Genomic DNA, 19,017 nt, shown 5'->3' with positions numbered 1-19,017 from the left:
CGCCCAGCAAACCCCATCTCCAACTCATCCAAAACCACATCCCGATCCCAACCCACAACAACCTCCAACCCAACACAACAAACCGTTGCACTGAGCATCTGACACCACCTATATGGCGCTTGTGGACCGCTGGGAGCCAACTAGGGCGGTGGGGTTGGTGCGCCCTGTCCCTCACCCGGGGGCGCCGCGCCCGTCCTTGCCCACGGCATCAACCCAGGTGGTCTCCTCATCGCGCAACGCCGCGACCTTGGCCACCAGCGCGTCAACCCCCGGGTGGGTGGCGGCGAACGGATCTGACAACTCGATGGGGCTGGTGGGCGGCGAGTCCAGGCGCAGACTGTCCCAGCTGACGGCGAAGTCAGCCCCGCGCGCCCGGCAGGCAGCAACGAAACGCCCCCGCAAGGCCGCCCGGGTCGCCGGGGGCGTGGTGCGGGCCGCGGCCCGCTCCTCTGCGCTGAGCAACGTGGCCAAGGCCCCGCTGGCCGCCAGGCGGGGCGCCAGCGCGGTGGTCGGCCGCAGATCGTGGAAGGCCAGCTCGATGCGGGCCCGCAGCACCCGTAGCTCCTCCCCCATCAACTGCGGGTGCCGGGCGCGGTGCGCGGCCAGCAGGCGCCGCTTTATCGCCCAGTCGATCTCGGTGTCGATGCCGCTGATATCCCGCGTCCGCAGGGCCGACACCACCCGCGGCGCGAGGTCGGTGAGCACCATCTCGACCCCCGCCAGGGCCGGAGGCGGGCCCGTGCGCGCCAGGAGGGCGGTCAGGCGCGTGAGGAACTCCTCCTGGAGGTCCACGGCCGTGCGCTCGCGCCCCGCCACCGTGGCCGCCGCCTCGTTCCCCCAGGGGCTGGTGCCCAGTCGCGCCAACGTGGCCAAGGGGTCGCGCAGCACCAGGTCGGAGAAGTCCTCCCCCGCCTCCAAGGCGTCCAGCAACAGCCACAGCACCGCACCGCGCAGCGCCATCGTCGGCTCAGCCATCGTGGTGTCCGCGCTGGTCACGTGCAGCCGCCGCCACCGGCGAGCGTCGGCGTGCGGCTCGTCACGGGTGTTCACCAGCGCCCGCGCCCCCGTGGTGTCCTTGGAAGCCAGGTGATGCAGGTGTGGGGCGCGCGGTGACAGCCCCCAGGCGGCTTCCTCGTCGTCGCCCGCCCCCGGCAAGGCAATCCCCGCTCCCACCAGTACCGGGCGCGTGGCCAGGAAGGTCGCCAACACCGGCAGGGCCGCCTCGACGTCGAAATCCCGCGGCACGCTGTAACTTTCGTGGCAACCGTAAGTGTTGCCCGCGCTGTCAGTGTTGTTGGCCAGCACGTGCACACTGCCCGGCTGCCCGCCCGCCGCGAGGTCTGCCTCGGTGGCCACCGCCATGTCGGCCAACAACGCCCGCCCCGCCACCTCCTGCGCCACCAGCTCCCGGACCGTGACACACTCCGCGGTCGCGTACTCCGGGTGGGCGCCGATGTCGAGATACAGCCTCCCTCCGTTGGGCAGAAACACGTTATTGGAGCGGTAGCCACGTGGTCGGTGGCGAAACAGGCGTTCGGCCACCTCCTCCACCCCCACGGCCCCGCCCACCGCGCCGGGCACGAAACGCAGCCCGAACTCGGTCTCCACCCCCGCGATGCGGGTCACTGGCCGCCCTTCTGGACGAAGCCCTGCACAAACTCCTGGGCGTCTACCGCCAACACCTCATCGATCACGTCCAACACCGAGGCCAGATCGTGGCTGGCTCCCGGCGTGGCCGGACCCGGGGTGGGGGCGTCGTCCTCCGGCGGGGTCTCCTCGTGCGACGAACGCGACGGCTGCGCAAAGCGACTCATGGTTTGTCCTTTCCTAGGTTGTCATCATCGGTGAGCGCCGCCAGCACGTGGGCCACGTCCGGAGCGGCCGCCACCACCGACTCCACCTCCGCCCGCGTCCACGCCAACGGGTCAGTTATCGGCAAGCGGCGGTGATGCCGCGCTCCCGTCTCCAGCAGCACCGAGTGCCACCCGGCCGCCACCACCTGGCCCGGGAACCGCGTCAACAACTGCCCGCGCAGCCAGGCCCGGGTGGTTGGCGGCGGCTCACTCAACGCCGCCGCCAGCGTCTCAGGCCGCCAGCGCTCGCGGGCCGCCCGCCCGCTTGGCACCAAGCCCGCCAGGCCTCGGCCCAGCTCCGACCACGCCAGGTCCACGGCGTGTGCCACCACGTCGCCCTGCGCGCCCGGGTGCCGCTGCGCCGAGGCGGTTACCAGGTCGTGTTTGGCCACCCACTCCAGGTGGGTGGCCCGCGGCCCACCCGCCCGTTGTGCGGCCAACGCGTCCAGGCTCGCCTGCCAAAATGCCAGCAGGGCCCCAGTCTCGGCCCCGGCCGGGCCCGCGCCCGCCGCCAGGGCCTCCAAGTCCACCTCCAGCGGGTTGGTGGGGGCCGGGGCGGGCAGGCCGTGGCGGTCCAGGAAGTCGCGCGCCTGGTCCAGGTAGGTCTGGCAGATCGTCAGCGGATCGGCCTCGCCCCCGGCCGCCAGTGCCACCCGGGTGGTGAGGGAAACATCGTGGGACACCTCCCGCACGGCCGCCACCGGATCGGCCAGCGCCAGGGCCCGCCACGCGGCGGGCACCCCGTCGTGCAGCACCTGCAGCACCAAGTTCGTCATGCCGAGCTTGAGCCAACTACTGGTGTCGAAGCAGTTGGCGTCTCCGCAGATCAGGTGCAGGCGCCGCCACCGCTGGGGGTCGGCGTGCGGCTCGTCGCGCGTGTTGACCAGTGGCCGGTCGGTGGTGGTGCCAAGCCCGACGACCCGCTCGAAATAGTCAGCCCGCTGGCTGATCTGCAGCCGGGCATTGTCGGCGATCACCCCGTGGCCGACGCGTCCCGCTCCCACCAGCAACTGGCGGGTGACAAGAAAGGGCACCAAGGCATCGACCAGATCGGGAAACGGGATGGCGCGGTCCACCAAGTAGTTCTCGTGGCAGCCGTAGGTGGCACCCTTGCCGTCAACGTTGTTCTTGAATAAGCGCACCCCGACCCCCGCTTCCCCCAGCCGTGCGGCCCCGGCGGTCAGCAGTGCTTCCCCGGCCCGGTCGGCGCGCACCGCCTGGGCCGGGCTGGTGCACTCCGGGGTGGCGTACTCGGGGTGACCGTGGTCGACGTACAGGCGCCCCCCGTCGGGCAGACAGGTAGCCGTGCCGCGCTGCCACTCCTCCTCCAACCGGGTCAGGCGCACCACGGCGGCAGTCCGTACCCGGCCGGGCACCGGGCCTTCCACGGAGGCCCCGGGCCGGTGGGTGAGCATTGAGGGGTCCGCGGCCGCCGGATCCATGTCGAAACCGCGGGCGTCACGCAACGGAAACTCGCCGGAGTAGTCCCAGCGAACCCCTGGGCTGCGGCCTGCTGCCGCCGCGGCCTCCAGGCAGGCCGCCACGACCTCCTCGCTGGTTGCCCCCGTGATCCCGTACTCGGTCTCCAGGCCCAGCACGGTGGGCGGCGCGGCCGTCATTGCCCGCCCCCGGCGGGGTGGAGGATCCGCAGAGACACCACACTGGCGCCGCGTCGCCCCGACACCCGCGCCCAATCGTCGGGGTGGACGGTGGAGTGCAGGCTCTCGTTCTCGGCCACCTCGTCCCGCACGGCCGCCGCCAGGTGGGCGGCGCTGATGCCCCGCACCCCGGTGCGCACCAGGTCTTTGACGGCGGCTTTCTTGGCGCGGTCGACGATGTTGGCCAGCATGGCACCGGACACCAGGTCCGCCACATGCAACACCTCGGTGGTGCCATCGGCCCGGGTCAACTCCACCAGGGCGGTGGCCGGGGTGCAGGTGTAGAGCTGTTGGATCACCTGCTCCGTCAATGCTGCCACCGCCGCGGCGGGCGAGCCGGTGGTGGCCAGCAGGTCGGGGTGCAGCGGCAGATCCGCGGTCAGGTAGGTGGAGAGGATCTCGCGCGCCCCGGCGGCGCTCGGGCGGCCGATGTGGATCTTCACGTCCAGGCGTCCGGGCCGCATGATGGCCGGGTCGATCATGTCCTCCCGGTTGGTGGCCCCGATGATGACGACGTTGTCGAGTTCGTCGACCCCATCGATTTCGGCCAGCAGCTGCGGCACCACGGTGGTCTCCACGTCGGAGGACTTGCCGGACCCGCGGGTGCGGAAGAGGGAGTCCATCTCGTCGAAGAAGACGACGACGGGCACCCCGGTGGCGGCCTTTTCCCGTGCCCGAGCGAAGATGACGCGGATGCGTCGCTCCGTTTCCCCGACGTACTTGTCCAACAGCTGCGGGCCCTTGATGTTGAGGAAGTAGGCATCGTGGGCGGCATTAGCGGCCAGGGAGGCGGCCACGGCCTTCGCGATGAGGGTCTTGCCGCACCCAGGTGGACCATAGAGCAGCACCCCGCGCGGCGGTGTCAGGGCGTGTTCCCGGTACAGGTCGGGGTGCAGGAACGGCAGTTCGACGGCGTCGCGGATCTGCTCGATCTGTTCGGCCAGCCCCCCGATGTCCGTGTAGGACACGTCGGGGGCTTCCTCCAGCAGCAGTTCCTCCACTTCGGCCCGCACCACGGGGCGCAACGCCACCCGGGCCGCCAGGTCCGCCACCAGGGCGTCGCCGACGCGCGGGCGGGCGGCGAGCAGGGGGCCCGCCAGGGTGAGAATCTGTTCCTCGTCGTGGCGGGCCAGCACCAGCACGGTGCCGTCCGGGTAGGTTTCTTTGACGGTGACCACATCTCCGTGACGGGGTGGCGACGCCTTGGCAGTGGCCACGAGGTGTTCGTTGAGCAACACGACTTCGCCCACCGCTAGGGCCGAGGCGACTATTCCCGGCCCGATCCCGACGCGGTGTCGGCGCCCCGCCAGCGAGACGTCGGCGGTGCGGGCGGTGGCGTCGACAGCGAGGACGACGCCATGCGCCAGGGGCGGCTGCTGCAGCGCTTCCAGGTCAGCGTGCAGGGTGACTATCTCGGTGCGGGCGGCTCGCAAGGCGTTGGCTAGGTGCCGGTTCTTGCGGGTAAGAGTTCCGGCTTCTTCGGCCAGTTCCCGCAAGCGTTCACGCACCGCCGGGCTTGCACCCGGGGCATCGAGGCCCGCCCCTAGCGCGGCACGCGACGCGCACGAGGGCGCGGCGGGAGCAGTGGTAGCGGAATCTTGGGCTGCCTGTGTCATGGATGCCTCCCGGGTGAGGGCCTGGCACGCCCCTCTTTGGTACGACCGTTCCAATGAGCTTACGACCACACTGCAGGCCAGACAACCGGTTTTGCCACCCGCTTGCCGCTGATTGTGCGACCGCTGCGCGGTCGGTCCCCTGCGCGGCTTCCTAAACCGCCACTACAATTTGGCCCGCATTCCTCATTTCTCTTCCCGGGAGGTTTTCACGGTGCGCGTGCCACGGTCGTTTGCAGCGTTTATCGGACTGGCTTTGCTGGGGGTGACCAGTGGGTGCGCGGACACCGCTGAGGCGCGTTCGACGGCCGCTGCTTTGGCTCCGGTGGCCTACTCGCTGGCCTACGCCGACGAGACCGCCCCCACCGCTGCCGAAGTGGAGGCCGCCATCTCGGCGCTGCAGCTGCCTGCCGAGGTGCCTGCGCAGGCACGGGAGGAAATTTTGCAGCGAGCCACTGAATTGTTTAACGACAATCAGAGCAAGGAGCAGTCCGAGCGGGTCACCGGGGCCACCGCTCAGGTGGTGTCCGTGGGGACGATTGCCACCCCGCAGCAGGACGATCTGGCGGTGGTTGAGCTGCAGGTCAGCTACTCCTCGCCGGTAGTTAACTGGCAGGCCCAAACTTTCGCGTACGCGAGTTTTTCCTGGGGCGAGCTGGAGCGGCTGCTGCTGGTGCGCGGCACCACCCCAACCGACGCACTGGTCGAGGCAGAAGAAGCGTTTGGCTTTATGCCCGCCACCTATCGGGACGAGCAGGCCGAGCCGCAGCCGTAGCCTGCAGGTGGGGTTGTCCGCCAACCGTGGGCGCCCCCTCGTGCTTGCTCTCGCCACGCGGGCGGGCACGGCTCTGGAAATCACTGTGGCTGGCTGCGGCAGTGCCGCGCAGCGGCCGCCTGCTGCCTCATTCCAGGCGCATGTTGGGCGGTAGTAACCCGCCGAAGTTGTTCTTGGGCGCAGGAGGGGGACGGAACTTGCCGCCTGCGGACTTCACCTCAATCTCGGCCACGATAGCTGGCTCGTGTGGAGCCGCCGGGCAGGCTTGCCGACTCCTCGCCGCACCCGGCGGTGCCTACACCGAGAACAACCACCCTGCGCGTAATTTCGGCGGTGCCGGTCGCGCCCGCCTCCCGCGCCCGGGCCCTAGCATTGGACACGTGAGTGACCTGCCCGCGCCACCTGCGCCCACCCGCCCAGATCAGTCCCACCCCGCGCCTCTTGGCCGCATCCCTGTGACGGAGGTCTTCCCTGTCGTCGAGGATGGCCTGTGGCCCGCCAAGGCCACCCAGGGGGAAGCCTTCCCGGTGCGTGCCACCGTCTTCCGGGAGGGACACGATGCCTTCGCCGCCACGGCAGTGCTGCTTGACCCGCAGGGCAATGTGCACTCTACGGCCCCGATGGTGGAGATCGCCCCCGGGCTGGATCGTTACGAGGCCTGGCTCATGCCCGATGCCCCCGGGCAGTGGAGCTTCCGGGTGGAGGGGTGGTCGGATCCGTACGCCACTTGGAGCCACGACGCCACGGTGAAGATTAATGCGGGCAGTGACGTCGAGCTGATGCTGGCCGAAGGGGCGCTGCTGTTGGAACGGGCGGCAGCCCGCTCCCTGCCTGCCGAGGCCCAGCGGGTCTTGACGACGGCAGCCGCCCACCTGCGGGACGGCGCGCGCCCGCCGCAGGCGCGTCTGTCCGCCGGGTTGTCGCCGCAGGTGCGGCGGGTGCTGGCTGCTCACCCGCTGCGGGACATGGTCTCCCCGTCGCGTACCTACCCGCTCGCTGTGCACCGGCCGCTGGCGCTGGCTTCGGCCTGGTACGAGATCTTCCCTCGTTCCATCGGTGCCTACCAGCACGCCGACGGCTCCTGGCAGTCGGGTACCCTGGCCACGGCGGCCGCTGACCTGCCGCGGATCGCGGGCATGGGCTTCGACGTCGTCTACCTCACCCCGATTCACCCCATCGGCACCACCAACCGGAAGGGCCGCAACAACACCCTGCGCGCGGAACCCGGCGACCCCGGTTCACCGTACGGAATTGGCAGCGCCGCGGGAGGGCACGAGGCTATCCACCCAGACCTCGGCACCGAGGAAGACTTCGCGGCCTTCGTGGCGCGCGCCCGCCAGTTGGGCCTGGAGGTAGCCCTGGACATTGCCCTGCAGTGTTCCCCAGACCACCCGTGGGTGACCGAGCATCCGGATTGGTTCACAATTCGGGCCGACGGATCGATTGCCTACGCCGAAAACCCACCGAAGAAGTATCAGGACATCTACCCTCTCAATTTCGATAAAGATCCCGAGGGCATCTACGTGGCGATTCGCGACATGCTGCTCGGCTGGATCGATTTGGGGGTCACCCTCTTCCGGGTTGATAATCCCCACACCAAGCCGGTGAGTTTCTGGCAGCGTCTGCTGGCCGAAATAAATGCGCAGCACCCGGAGGTTATCTTCCTCTCGGAGGCGTTCACGCGCCCGGCCATGATGCGCACGCTCGGGGCGGTGGGCTTCCACCAGTCGTACACGTACTTCACTTGGCGCACCGGGGCGGGCGAATTGGGCCAATACCTCGTGGAACTCGCCGAGCAGACCGCCCACCTGCTGCGCCCGAACTTCTGGCCCACCACCCATGACATCCTCACCCCGCAGATGTGGGACGGTGGGGCCCCCATCTTTGCGGCCCGGGCGGTGCTGGCCGCCACGGCCTCCCCGTCGTGGGGCATCTACAACGGCTACGAGCTGCTGGAGGACGTGCCCCGCCCGGGTGCGCAGGAACAGATCGATAACGAAAAATACGAGTACAAACCCCGCGACTACTCCCGGGCCGACGGCTTGGGTATTGCCCCGTTGCTGGCCCGCCTGAACGCCATTCGGGCCGACCATCCAGCGCTCCGGCAGTTGCACCGGGTCACCATCCACCCGACCTCTAACGAGGCACTGTTCTGTTTCTCCAAGCACGTGCCCGCCCACTTGTCGCCCACCGGGCGCGCGGACACCGTGTTGGTGGTGGTCAACCTCGACCCGCACCACCAGCAGTCGGGCATTTTGTACTTGAATGTGGCGGCTCTCGGGGTGGGCGGCGCCGACGGCAGCGCCGGCCTGCGGGTCCGCGACGAGCTGGACGGCGCCGAGTACACCTGGAATGCCACCCCGTATGTGGAACTCAGTCCCTTTGGTCACCTGCCCATCGGCAAAATGGCGCACGTGTTGGAGGTCAGTGCCCAGTGAACACCAGAATGTTGCCGACCGGAGTGCCGGTAATGGGCGAGCGCCCCGGGCTCAGCCCAGATCCCGATTGGTTCCGCACCGCCGTGTTCTACGAGGTGTTGATCCGCTCGTTCGGGGACTCCCAGGGCTCGGGCTCGGGGGACATCGTTGGGCTCACCCAGCGCCTGGACTACCTGCAGTGGCTCGGCGTGGACTGCTTGTGGCTGCCGCCGTTCTACCCTTCCCCCTTGGCCGACGGCGGCTACGACGTAGCCGACTACACCGCCGTAAATCCCGACTTTGGCACCATCGACCAGCTGCAGACCCTGATCGACGAGGCGCACGCCCGCGGCATGCGCATCCTCATCGACCTGGTCATGAACCACACCTCCGCCGCGCACCCGTGGTTCCAGGCCTCCCGCCAGGACCCGACGGGGCCGTACGGCGACTTTTACGTGTGGGCAGACGAGCCGTCGGCGTACGCGGACGCGCGCATAATTTTCGTGGATACGGAGAAGTCCAACTGGACGTACGACGACGTGCGTGGCCAGTACTTCTGGCACCGCTTCTTTTCGCACCAACCGGACTTGAATTTCGAGAACCCGGCGGTGGGCGAAGCCATGGCCGAGGTGGTGCGTTTTTGGGCGCGGCGCGGAGTGGACGGCTTCCGCCTCGACGCCATCCCCTACCTTTTTGAAGCCGAGGGCACTAACTGCGAGAACCTGCCGCGGACGCACGAGTTCATTGCTGACCTGCGGGCCATGCTCGATACCGAGTTTCCCGGCAAGATCCTGCTGGCGGAGGCCAATCAGTGGCCGCACCAGGTGGTGGAGTACTTCGGCACTCCCGAACGGCCCGAATGCCACATGTGCTTCCACTTCCCAGTCATGCCCCGCATTTTTTACGCCCTGCGGGAGGGCAAGGCCGCCGCGATCCGCGACATTCTGGCCGATACTCCCCCGATTCCGGCGGCGGGCCAGTGGGGCACATTCCTGCGCAATCACGACGAGCTGACCCTGGAAATGGTCACCGATGCCGAGCGGGCGGCCATGTACGGCTGGTATGCCCCCGATCCGCGCATGCGCGCCAATATCGGCATTCGCCGTCGTTTGGCCCCCCTGTTGGACAATTCGCGCGCCGAGATCGAGTTGGCCAATGCCCTGCTGCTGAGCCTGCCGGGCAGCCCCTGCCTCTACTACGGCGACGAGATCGGCATGGGGGACAACATTTGGTTACCCGACCGGGACGGGGTGCGCACTCCCATGCAATGGACTCCCGACCGCAACGCCGGCTTTTCGAGCGCGGACCCGGGCCGCCTGGCCTTGCCCCTTATTCAGTCGCTGAATTACCACTACGTCAGTGTCAACGTCGAATCCCAGATCTCCCAGCGCGATTCCCTGCTGCACTTCACTCGCAACATTTTGGCGGTCCGCAAGGCCCACCCCGCGTTCGGGAAAGGCGATTTTGCGCTGGTGGACAGCGACAACGACGCATTGCTGGCGTACGTACGCCGCACGGCCGACGAGACGTTGGTGTGCGTAGCCAACCTGGCCGACCGCGCCCACAGCGGGACGGTGCAGTTGCCAGAGTTGGCAGGTCGTCCCGTGCGGGACGTGCTGGGCGGGGCTGATTTCCCGTCCATCAGCGATCACGGCACCCTCACCCTGAGCTTGGCCCCGCGCGGCTACTACTGGTTGGAGGTAGGCCAATGACCGACTGGTTCCACTCAGCCGAGCTGGTTTCCTTGCTCGCCCAGTGGCTGCCCACCCTCCGCTGGTTTCCCGCCAAGGACGACCCACTGGCAACCATCGAGTCTGTCCAGTGCGTGCCGCTCGCGACGGCCAGCGACGATGTCCGCCTGGCGCTGGTGCGCCTCGCCACCGCCGAGGGTCCCCTGGTCCTCCAAGTGCCGCTAGTGCGTCTGCCTGCCGCCCCGCCCGGGGCCGACGTCGTCGGCCGGGTGCAAGGCGGGGTACTGGTGGATGGCGCGGCCCAGCCCCACTTCCTGGCGGCCTGGTTGGCGGCCGCCGAGACGGGTGGGCAGGTGCTGGCCGCCCCCGACGGCAGCTCGCCGCTGCCGGAGCTGCGGGCGGGCCTGGCAGGAGCCCGGGCGCTGGGCGCCGAACAGTCAAACACTTCGGTGTTACTACCGAGCGCGACCGGCGGGGCGGTGCTCAAGCTGTTCCGGGTGCTGGCCAGCGGCGAGAACCCGGATGTCGCATTGCCGGTGGCCCTGGCGCGGGCCGGGTGGCACCGGGTGCCGCGTCCCGTGGCTTGGTTGAGTTTGCCGGCCGCCGGAGCGCTGCTGGGGCAGGCGGGTAGCGTCGTCCACAGCGGGGTGCTGGCCACCTACGTGCCCGCTGCCACGGATGGCTTCACTCACTTCACTAACCTGTTGGCGGCTGGCGAACGCGAGCAGGTCACACAACTGGCGGGCACACTCGGGGCCGCCACGGCCCAGATGCACGCGGTGCTCCACAACCTCGGCACTGCCGACCCCGGGCAGCCCGCCGCCTTGGTCGCCAAGCTACAAGCGCAAGCCGATTGGGCCATCGGGGTGGCGAGCGTGCTTGCACCGCTGGCGGGTGACATCAAGGACGCCCTGGCCGCAGTCGCGCACGTGGGAGACCTGCCCGCCGCCCATCGGTTGCACGGCGACTACCACTTGGGGCAGTGCCTGTGGGGCGCCGACGGCTGGTATGTGTTGGACTTCGAAGGCGAGCCGCTGCGACCGCTGGCGGAACGGACCGCCCCCGACCAGCCCGCCCGGGATGTGGCGGGTATGCTGCGGTCGTTTGACTACGCTGCCGCGGTGGCCCACCTGGCGGATGATGAGCTCCGGCAGGCGGCCCGGACTGCTTTCCTGGCCGGCTATCGGGCAGAAGAACTCGCCGCGCCGCTGCCAGAAAAGCTGGTGCGAGCCTACGAGTTGGATAAGGCCCTTTACGAGGTGGTGTACGAGGTTCGTAACCGGCCGGACTGGGTGGAAATACCGCTCGCGGGGGTGCGGCGACTGCTCGCGGACAGCTAGGCATTGGCCTGGCGAACCTCCCCCACCGGGCGGCAAATCGTGCCAAAGTAATGCTATGAGCATTCCAGACTCCCCGAACCCGGTGCCCGCTGCCTCGCAGGCCGCCCCCATTCGCGTAGACGACGCAATTTTGGGTCAGGTGGCCGTAGGCGAGTATTACTCCCCACACTCGGTGCTGGGACCACACGTAGGCGAACACGGCATCACTATCCGCACGGTCCGGCACCTGGCCGACGAGGTGACGGTGGTGACCGAAGAGGGCAGTTTCCCTGCCGTGCACGAGGCCTACGGGGTGTGGGTGGCGGTGCTGCCGGGCCAGGAGATGATGGACTATCGGCTGCAGGTGCGGTACGGCGACTCGGTGGCCGAGGTGGATGATCCTTACCGTTTCCTGCCCACCGTCGGGGAGCTTGACCTGCACCTGATCCGGGAGGGGCGGCACGAACGGCTCTGGGAGGTCTTGGGCGCGCACGTGCGCGAGTACGACGGCCCGCTCGGGGCGGTGCGCGGCACCTCGTTCGCGGTGTGGGCCCCCAACGCACAAGCCGTGCGGGTGGTCGGGGACTTCAACTATTGGGACGGCACCGGCACCTCCATGCGTTCCCTGGGCAACTCCGGGGTGTGGGAGCTGTTCATTCCGGGGGTAGGCGTGGGCGCCCGCTACAAGTTCGAGATCCGCCAAAGCGACGGGGCCTGGCGGCAAAAGGCCGACCCCATGGCGCGGGCCTGCGAGGTGCCCCCGGCCACCGCGTCGGTGGTCACCAAGGATGTGCACACCTGGGGCGACAAAGACTGGATGGAAAAGCGGGCGCAGCGCGACCCCCACGCGGGGGCAATGAGCATTTACGAGGTGCACCTCGGCTCGTGGCGGCCTGGCCTGTCCTACCGCCAGCTGGCGACGGAGCTGGTGGACTACGTCGTGGACCTGGGGTTCACGCACGTGGAGTTCATGCCGGTCGCTGAGCACCCGTTCGGCGGATCGTGGGGCTACCAGGTCACCTCCTACTACGCCCCCACATCCCGCTTCGGCACCCCCGACGACTTCCGTTTCCTGGTCGATGCCCTGCACCAGGCGGGCATCGGCGTGATCCTGGACTGGGTGCCCGCCCACTTCCCGAAGGACGAGTGGGCCCTGGCGCGGTTCGACGGCACGCCGCTGTACGAGCACCCCGACCCGCGCCTGGGTGAGCACCCCGACTGGGGCACCTACATTTTCAATTTCGGCCGGGCGGAGGTGCGTAACTTCCTGGTGGCCAATGCCGTGTATTGGCTCAGCGAGTTCCACATTGACGGCCTGCGGGTCGACGCGGTGGCCTCCATGCTGTATCTCGACTATTCGCGCGAACACGGGGCGTGGGTGCCCAATATCTACGGCGGGCGGGAAAATCTGGAGGCTATTTCCTTCCTCCAAGAGGCCAACGCTACCGCTTACCGCACCAACCCGGGCATCGTGATGGTGGCCGAGGAGTCCACGGCGTTCCCGGGCGTGACCGCCCCGACCGAATACGGCGGGCTGGGTTTCGGCTTGAAGTGGAACATGGGCTGGATGAACGACACCCTGTCCTATATGGCGGAAAAGCCGATCAACCGCCGCTGGCACCACGGCAAGATGACGTTCTCCCTCATCTACGCCTTCACCGAGCAGTTCGTCCTGCCGTTCAGCCACGACGAGGTCGTGCACGGCAAGGGTTCGTTGCTGGCCAAGATGCCGGGCGACTACTGGCAGCAGTTGGCGGGACTCCGGGCGCTGCTGGCCTACCAGTGGGCCCATCCCGGCAAGCAGTTGTTGTTCATGGGGCAGGAGTTCGGGCAGGGCGCCGAGTGGAACGCTGACCACGGCTTGGATTGGTGGCACTTGGACAAGGTGGAACACCAGGGTGTGCGTGGCCTCGTCAAGCAGCTTAACCAGCTGTACCGGGACACCCCGGCCCTATGGCGACACGACTTCACGGGCGAGGGCTTTGAGTGGATCAACGCGAACGACGGGGATCACAACGTGCTGTCGTTCGTGCGCAAGGGGGAACGCGACGACGGCCGCTACGACCTGCTGGTGTGCATCGTCAACTTCGCAGGCCTGCCGCACGAGTCCTACCGCGTGGGACTGCCGGCAGGCGGGCAGTGGGACGAGGTGTTGAACACTGACTCGGATGTCTACTTCGGCTCCGGGGTCGGCAACATGGGCACCGTGTGGGCTGAGGACATTGCTTGGGACGGCCGCGCACACTCGGCGTCCCTGCGGGTGCCGCCGCTGGGTGCCCTGTGGCTGCACAAGATCGTCTAGCGCGCGGCGGGGCGCAGCGAGGTGGGGCCGGTCGGATTGTCCGACCGGCCCCACCTTCTCCCTGGACGTCTAGAGCTTTATCTGCCCGGTGGACAGGAAGACTATCGCGGCCATGCTGGTGGCGGCGAAGGCACACACGATAACCAACTCAAACGGTTTGAACACTGTCTTGCCGCGCGCCCGCTTAGCAGATACGAAGAATGGGGTACCTGCCAGGTAGAACAGCCCGATGAAGAGCAGGTATTTCAACCCGGCGGCATACAGCAGCCACAGGGCGTAGACGCTGGCGCAGCCCCCCACGATCAGGTCAGCACGGCTAGCTTTCTCACTGTGGCGCACCGCGTACACGATCTGATACAGCGCTGACAGCAGATAGGGCAGCAGGATCAGGGCCGAGGCCAGGAGAATCAACGTGGTGTACGTAGAGGAGTTGAAGTACGCCAGGATCAGGAAGACCTGGACACTACCGACGGTCAGCATCAGGGCCCCGACGGGCACGTCACGGCTGCTCTGACGCCCCAGCCAGGCCGGCAGGAGGCCGTCGACGGCCGGCACGCGCAGCACTTCGGCGGCGAACAAGAACCACGACAGCAGCGCCCCGATCAGGGAGATGATCAGGCCCACGGCCACGAACTTCGCGCCCCACGAGCCCACCGCGATCGTCAGCACGCCCGCCAAGGATGGGTCGGCCAGTCCGGCCAGCTCCGGCCGGGCGGCAATGCCGTAGGACAACAGGTTCACGGCCAGCAGGAGGGCGAGCACCGAGGCGAAGCCGACGATGGTGGCACGGCCAACGTCGTGCCGCTTGCGTGCCCGCTCGGAGAAGACAGACGCCCCTTCCACCCCGATGAAGACCCAGACGGTCACCAGCATCATGTTCTTGATCTGGCTAATGGTGTTGCCCAGATCCCCGCTTTCGGTACCCCAGAAGTCGTTGACCATAATGTCTAGGCGGAAGGCGAACAGGCCCAAGACGATAAAGACCAGCAGCGGCAGGATCTTGCCGACCGTGATGATGGCGTTGACGAAGGAAGCTTCCTTCACGCCCAGGGCAATCAACCCGGCGTACACCCACAACAACACCGAGGCGCCGACGATGGCCTGGCCGGTGTTGCCGTCCCCCATGCCGGGCACGAACACCCCGATGGAGGCCATGAGTAGCACCAGGTAGGAGACGTTGCCGAGCCAGGCGCTCACCCAGTAGCCCCAGGCTGAGGAGAAGCCGACGTAGTCGCCGAAGCCAGCGCGGGCGTAGGAGTAGACACCGGCTTCCAGGTCCGGGCGGGAGCGCGACAGGCGCTGATAGACGAGGGCGAGGAACAGCATGCCCACGCCGGTGATGATCCAGCCGATGATGAGCGGCCCGGGCGCGGCAGCCTCCGCCATTTGGGAGGGCAGTCCAAAGATGCCCCCACCGATCATGGAGCCGACCACCAGGGCGGTCAGCGCGGGTAGAGAAACTTTGCCGTGTGCGGCTGTTGCGTCGTCTTTGACGGTATCGGTTTGCATGTCACCCTTTCAGGTCCAAGATCAACTGTGATCCCAAGCACATATGTCCACCAACCGTACTCCCCCCACAGCCACTTTGCCACCCGTTAGCAGGCAACATGTTGGTTACGCCTCTCTCCCGCCGGGCGGTGACCCTAACCACAGCATTGGCAATGTCATAGGCCTGCCTCACCATACTCACACCTGACGTTCAGCTGCCGCCTGTTACATTGCCGCAATGCTCTTCCGATCCCGACTGTGGGCCGTGGCCGCGCTGCTGGGGGCCAGCCTCCTGCTGGCCCTGCCCACGGCTCCCCTGCCCCACGAGTGGTCCCTGGCCGCGACCGCCTACTGGGCGTCGACCATCTGCGGCTACGCTGGCGCCATGCTGCTGGCCTGGCTGCTACTACTTGGCAGCCGCCCCGCCTCCCGCCTGCTAACTACGGACTACGCCCAGGGAATTGAGTTGCATCGACAGCTCGGCACCTGGGGAGCGATACTGATTTTCGCCCACCCGTTGTTGGTCATGGTTGGCTACAGCGAGGATTTGGCCTTCCTCGTGGTGCCCGACCTGTCCACCGCCACCGCGCGGGCGATCACGTTGGGCCGCGTGGCCCTGTGGCTGGTGCTGCTGGTGTGGTTCTCTTCGGCAGTGCTGCGCAGCCGCATGACTCGCCGCCCGTGGAAGTACCTGCATTTCACCGCTTACCTAGCGCTTTTCTTCCTGGTCTTCCATATTCCGCTGGCTGGTTTCAACTTCGCCGACCGCCCGTACACCGCCGTCTACTACTGGACGCTGCTCGCGCTGCTGCTGGTGGCGGTGGTTGCCCGCCTGGGCGGGGCCCTCGGGCTGGGCAAGCACCGCTTCACCATCACCAGCAACACGGAACTCAGCCCGGGCGTACACGAGCTGCAGCTGCGCCGCTTGGGCCCACGTCCGTTCACCCCGACCCCCGGCCAGTTTGTCTACCTGCAGCTGCGCCCTGGCGGCGAGGAGCATCCCTTCTCCATCGTGGCGTGGGACGCCGAGGAGGCGCTGCTCACCGTCAGCTACCGAGTCTTGGGCCCTTTCACCCGCAAACTCGCGAACCAGTCCACCGGCACAGTCCGGGTGACCGGACCGCTGGGCAGCTTCACCCACCAAGTAGATGGCGACCGCACGGTCTACGTGGCCGGCGGTATCGGCATCACGCCGTTCGTCACCCGCCTCTTGACAGAGAATGCGACCCGGGAGCAGTGGCTGGTGTATTGCGTACGCAGCCCCCAACACGCCACGTACGCCCCGCAGCTGCAGGCGGCGCTTAAGGAGCGTTACCTGCCGCTCTACAGCGAACAGGCCCCGGAGGGCGTGGCTACCGAACTGCCAACCGCCCAGCGCATCATGGAGTTAATCCCTGCCGCGCCTGCCAATCGCTACTTCCTGTGCGGCCCCCCGGCCATGACCCAGTCCCTTACGCGGGGCCTGCGAGCGGCCGGGGTGGCGAGCAACCGAATCCACACCGAAGAGTTTTCGCTCTGACAGTAAGGAGAAACAATGAACAAGTTGGACAAGGGCATGCTGAGCATCGGCTCGCTGACCACGATGGCCGCCACCACGTTGGGCTTGGCGGCCCTGGCAGGCTGCGGCGCCACCGATGAGGCCGCCAAGGTGTCGGAGGGCGCGGCCCCCGCCACGGCCGCCCCCGCCGAGTCTGCGTCCCCCGCCGGGATGGATTCCTCCGCCGCCCCCGCCGCAGGCGAGCAGACCTTCTCGGCCACCGCCGACTACGTGGTGCCGGCCGGCACCAACCAGATCACCGTCGAGCTGACCGTTGCCGGGGACAAGATCACTGGCGCCAAGGCCACCTACAACACGGGCGACGAGAAGTCGGCGCAGTTCGCGGAGGCCTTCGACAAGGAGTTTGCCGGCACCGTGGTGGGGCAGCCGCTGTCCACCTACACCCCGGCCACCATCGCGGGGGCCAGCCTGACCACCAAGGGCTTCACCGCGGCCCTGGACCAGATTCGCGCCGAGGCGGCGCGCTAGGAGCGCTAAAGGTGGGCCGGGGCCCGTGCAGATCCCGGCCCACCCGGGCGACAGACGGGAGAGAGCTGTGGTAGCCACGCTGGAGTTCGACGCGCTCGGCACACGCTGGTGGTTGGAGGCCCGGCAGGGCGAGTTCACTGCCGCCCTGCGGGCGGAGATAGCCACGCTGGTGGCCGACTTCGTGCACGCCTACTCCCGCTTCGAGCCCACTTCGCTACTCAACCAGCTGGGGACGACGGGCACACTGCCCAACCCACCCACCGAGTTGCTGGACATGCTGACCTTCGCCCGCGACCTGCACGCCCACAGCGGGGGCGTGTTCAACATCTCGATCGGCGGCGCCCTGGAACAGGCCGGTTACGGCAGCGGTCCGGGAGGCCAGGTGCACGCCGACTTGTGGCAGCGCACTCACCTGTCGCCCGAGCTCCTGACCGTGCCCGCCGGGGTGCGCCTAGACCTCGGCGGCTTCGGCAAAGGGTGGCTTATCGACAAGCTCGCGGAGCACTGCCGGGCGGCGGGACTGGCACAGCTAATCGTCAACGGCGGTGGGGACCTGCGCGTCATCTCCCCCACCCCCGTCTCTCTGGCCCTGGAGCACCCGTACAATCCGCAGCTGCAGGTGGGACAAACCCAGCTGACCAACGGCGGCCTGGCGGTGAGCTCGACAGTGAAACGGGTGTGGGTGACAGATGGGGTGGAGCATCATCACCTGTTCGATCCGACCACGGCGGCCAGCAGCAGCACCGACGTGGTGACCGTCTACGTCAAGGCCCCCACCGCCCGCCTAGCGGACGCGGTCGCCACCATCCTCATGTTGGATCCGACCCAACGGTCCCACTTGGAAACTACCTACGGAGCGCAGGCCATAGTCCTCCGGCATGACCAACTCACTTAAAAAGTAAACTACAGGGGGTTGGGACGCCACCTGCCCGTACACCACCCTGGGGTGATCACGGTCGTTGCACTGATTTCTTGCCCGACGAAAGGACTAGATCGTGCTCTCCCCACGCTTATCCCTAACTGCCCTGGCAGCGGCAACAGCCCTCGGGACCGCTGTTCTCTATTCGTCTGCTATCGCTGCGGAGGAAACACCGGACCCGTCTCGCACGACACACACCGCGCAGGCCGTCGAAGCGGCCGACCTCCCCATCTGGGTGCTGCTGGACACCACCGGTGAGCTCACCCCCACTGCCCCGGCGCGCTTCTTTGATGAGTCGCGGTCATTCGACATGTCGAAAGAACCCACTGCCGAGCTAGTTGACCTCTACGGACAAATACAAGACTTTGCCCTCAGTCACGAGGACATCTACGCCGACGTCAACTTCTCCCCCGACTACGCCGGCATCGAATTAACGGTGAAAGAGGGTACTGACGGAGAGAACCACCCTGAGTTGCGTGAACTCATTGACAGCTCCGCGCTCGCCGAGCACGTGCACGTGACCCTTGCGCCGTTCTCGCGGGCAGAGCTGGCGCAGGCCAACGCCGAGATCGAGCAACTGCTCGGAGACTTCCCCGGATTCGGGTGGAGCGTCCCCCTGTTGGATGACGGGGCCTTAGTGGTCACCATCTTCGCGCCGGAGGGCACGGGGGCTTCCTTCGCGGAGCTGCAGCGGCAGCTGGCGACCCGCGCTGACAGCCGGACTGTGCCGGTGCCGATCCTGGTGGAATTTTCCGCCTCGCTGGACTCGTTGTTCGAGTTCGCCAAGCAACGCAGCGGCGAATAAGGCTGAACTGCATACCGCTGGCTAGCCAGACCGGTCGTGGAGCAAACTTCCGCGACCGGTCTGCTGCGTATACGTTGCCCGCAGGCCACGAGCTGCTCGCCTCGCCTCAGGCTGCTCTGCTCAGCGGGAACTGCCGCCCAGCCGCTTGCCA

At 67.6% G+C, this 19,017-nt stretch carries 14 protein-coding genes; 9 read left to right on the top strand and 5 right to left on the bottom strand.

Annotation, left to right across the window (positions count from 1 at the left end):
• Window positions 1-171: 171 nt before the first annotated feature.
• From BSZ40_RS06475 to arc, 4 genes are read right to left on the bottom strand one after another with little or no spacing between them, the layout of a single operon-like run.
• Window positions 172-1,626, bottom strand: a complete 1,455-nt coding sequence (locus BSZ40_RS06475) for a proteasome accessory factor PafA2 family protein (RefSeq protein ID WP_073824406.1) — start codon at window positions 1,624-1,626, stop codon at window positions 172-174.
• Complete coding sequence (locus BSZ40_RS06470; protein WP_073824405.1) at window positions 1,623-1,814, bottom strand: ubiquitin-like protein Pup; 192 nt, start codon at window positions 1,812-1,814, stop codon at window positions 1,623-1,625. Before BSZ40_RS06470 ends, BSZ40_RS06475 begins: the two co-directional genes overlap by 4 nt.
• The gene (locus BSZ40_RS06465) at window positions 1,811-3,472 is read right to left on the bottom strand and encodes a proteasome accessory factor PafA2 family protein (RefSeq protein WP_073824403.1); all 1,662 of its coding nucleotides are present in this window, start codon (window positions 3,470-3,472) and stop codon (window positions 1,811-1,813) included. Before BSZ40_RS06465 ends, BSZ40_RS06470 begins: the two co-directional genes overlap by 4 nt.
• Entirely contained in the window at window positions 3,469-5,127 is a 1,659-nt protein-coding gene (gene arc, locus BSZ40_RS06460; RefSeq protein ID WP_084542681.1) for a proteasome ATPase, read from the bottom strand. Before arc ends, BSZ40_RS06465 begins: the two co-directional genes overlap by 4 nt.
• Window positions 5,128-5,338: 211 nt before the next feature.
• Here arc and BSZ40_RS06455 point away from each other — a divergent pair, with 211 nt between their 5' ends.
• The 5 genes from BSZ40_RS06455 to glgB all read left to right on the top strand — a co-directional run bounded on the left by BSZ40_RS06455 (window position 5,339) and on the right by glgB (window position 13,628).
• Entirely contained in the window at window positions 5,339-5,899 is a 561-nt protein-coding gene (locus BSZ40_RS06455; RefSeq protein WP_073824399.1) for a hypothetical protein, read from the top strand.
• A gap of 380 nt (window positions 5,900-6,279) precedes the next feature.
• On the top strand, window positions 6,280-8,337 hold the full coding sequence (locus BSZ40_RS06450) for a maltotransferase domain-containing protein (RefSeq protein ID WP_425425644.1): 2,058 nt from the start codon (window positions 6,280-6,282) through the stop codon (window positions 8,335-8,337).
• 8 nt (window positions 8,338-8,345) lie between these two features.
• Window positions 8,346-10,028 (top strand): maltose alpha-D-glucosyltransferase, encoded by a 1,683-nt coding sequence (gene treS, locus BSZ40_RS06445; RefSeq protein WP_073824398.1) that lies wholly within the window; start codon window positions 8,346-8,348, stop codon window positions 10,026-10,028.
• A complete protein-coding gene (locus BSZ40_RS06440; protein ID WP_073824396.1) occupies window positions 10,025-11,347 on the top strand; it encodes a maltokinase N-terminal cap-like domain-containing protein in 1,323 nt (440 codons plus the stop codon). Before treS ends, BSZ40_RS06440 begins: the two co-directional genes overlap by 4 nt.
• A gap of 55 nt (window positions 11,348-11,402) precedes the next feature.
• Window positions 11,403-13,628, top strand: a complete 2,226-nt coding sequence (gene glgB / locus BSZ40_RS06435) for a 1,4-alpha-glucan branching protein GlgB (RefSeq protein ID WP_073824395.1) — start codon at window positions 11,403-11,405, stop codon at window positions 13,626-13,628.
• Between the two features lie 69 nt (window positions 13,629-13,697).
• Here the strand turns inward: glgB and BSZ40_RS06430 are convergent, their stop codons facing one another.
• Window positions 13,698-15,137, bottom strand: a complete 1,440-nt coding sequence (locus BSZ40_RS06430; RefSeq protein WP_073824393.1) for a basic amino acid/polyamine antiporter — start codon at window positions 15,135-15,137, stop codon at window positions 13,698-13,700.
• Between the two features lie 217 nt (window positions 15,138-15,354).
• Here BSZ40_RS06430 and BSZ40_RS06425 point away from each other — a divergent pair, with 217 nt between their 5' ends.
• The 4 genes from BSZ40_RS06425 (at window position 15,355) to BSZ40_RS06410 (ending at window position 18,866) form a co-directional block, all read left to right on the top strand.
• Window positions 15,355-16,635: a ferric reductase-like transmembrane domain-containing protein gene (locus tag BSZ40_RS06425; RefSeq protein WP_084542679.1), complete on the top strand. Its 1,281-nt coding sequence runs from the start codon at window positions 15,355-15,357 to the stop codon at window positions 16,633-16,635.
• A 15-nt stretch (window positions 16,636-16,650) separates the two neighbouring features.
• Window positions 16,651-17,142 carry a hypothetical protein gene (locus tag BSZ40_RS11890; RefSeq protein WP_073824390.1) on the top strand — a complete coding sequence of 164 codons (492 nt, stop codon included), beginning with the start codon at window positions 16,651-16,653 and terminating at the stop codon, window positions 17,140-17,142.
• A 67-nt stretch (window positions 17,143-17,209) separates the two neighbouring features.
• Window positions 17,210-18,037 (top strand): FAD:protein FMN transferase, encoded by an 828-nt coding sequence (locus tag BSZ40_RS06415; RefSeq protein WP_073824389.1) that lies wholly within the window; start codon window positions 17,210-17,212, stop codon window positions 18,035-18,037.
• Between the two features lie 100 nt (window positions 18,038-18,137).
• Entirely contained in the window at window positions 18,138-18,866 is a 729-nt protein-coding gene (locus BSZ40_RS06410) for a hypothetical protein (RefSeq protein WP_073824387.1), read from the top strand.
• Window positions 18,867-19,017 lie beyond the last annotated feature (151 nt).

The sequence above is a fragment of the Buchananella hordeovulneris genome (genome assembly GCF_001907235.1).
Taxonomy (GTDB): domain Bacteria; phylum Actinomycetota; class Actinomycetes; order Actinomycetales; family Actinomycetaceae; genus Buchananella; species Buchananella hordeovulneris.
This window is presented reverse-complemented; position numbering and strand designations above follow the sequence as displayed.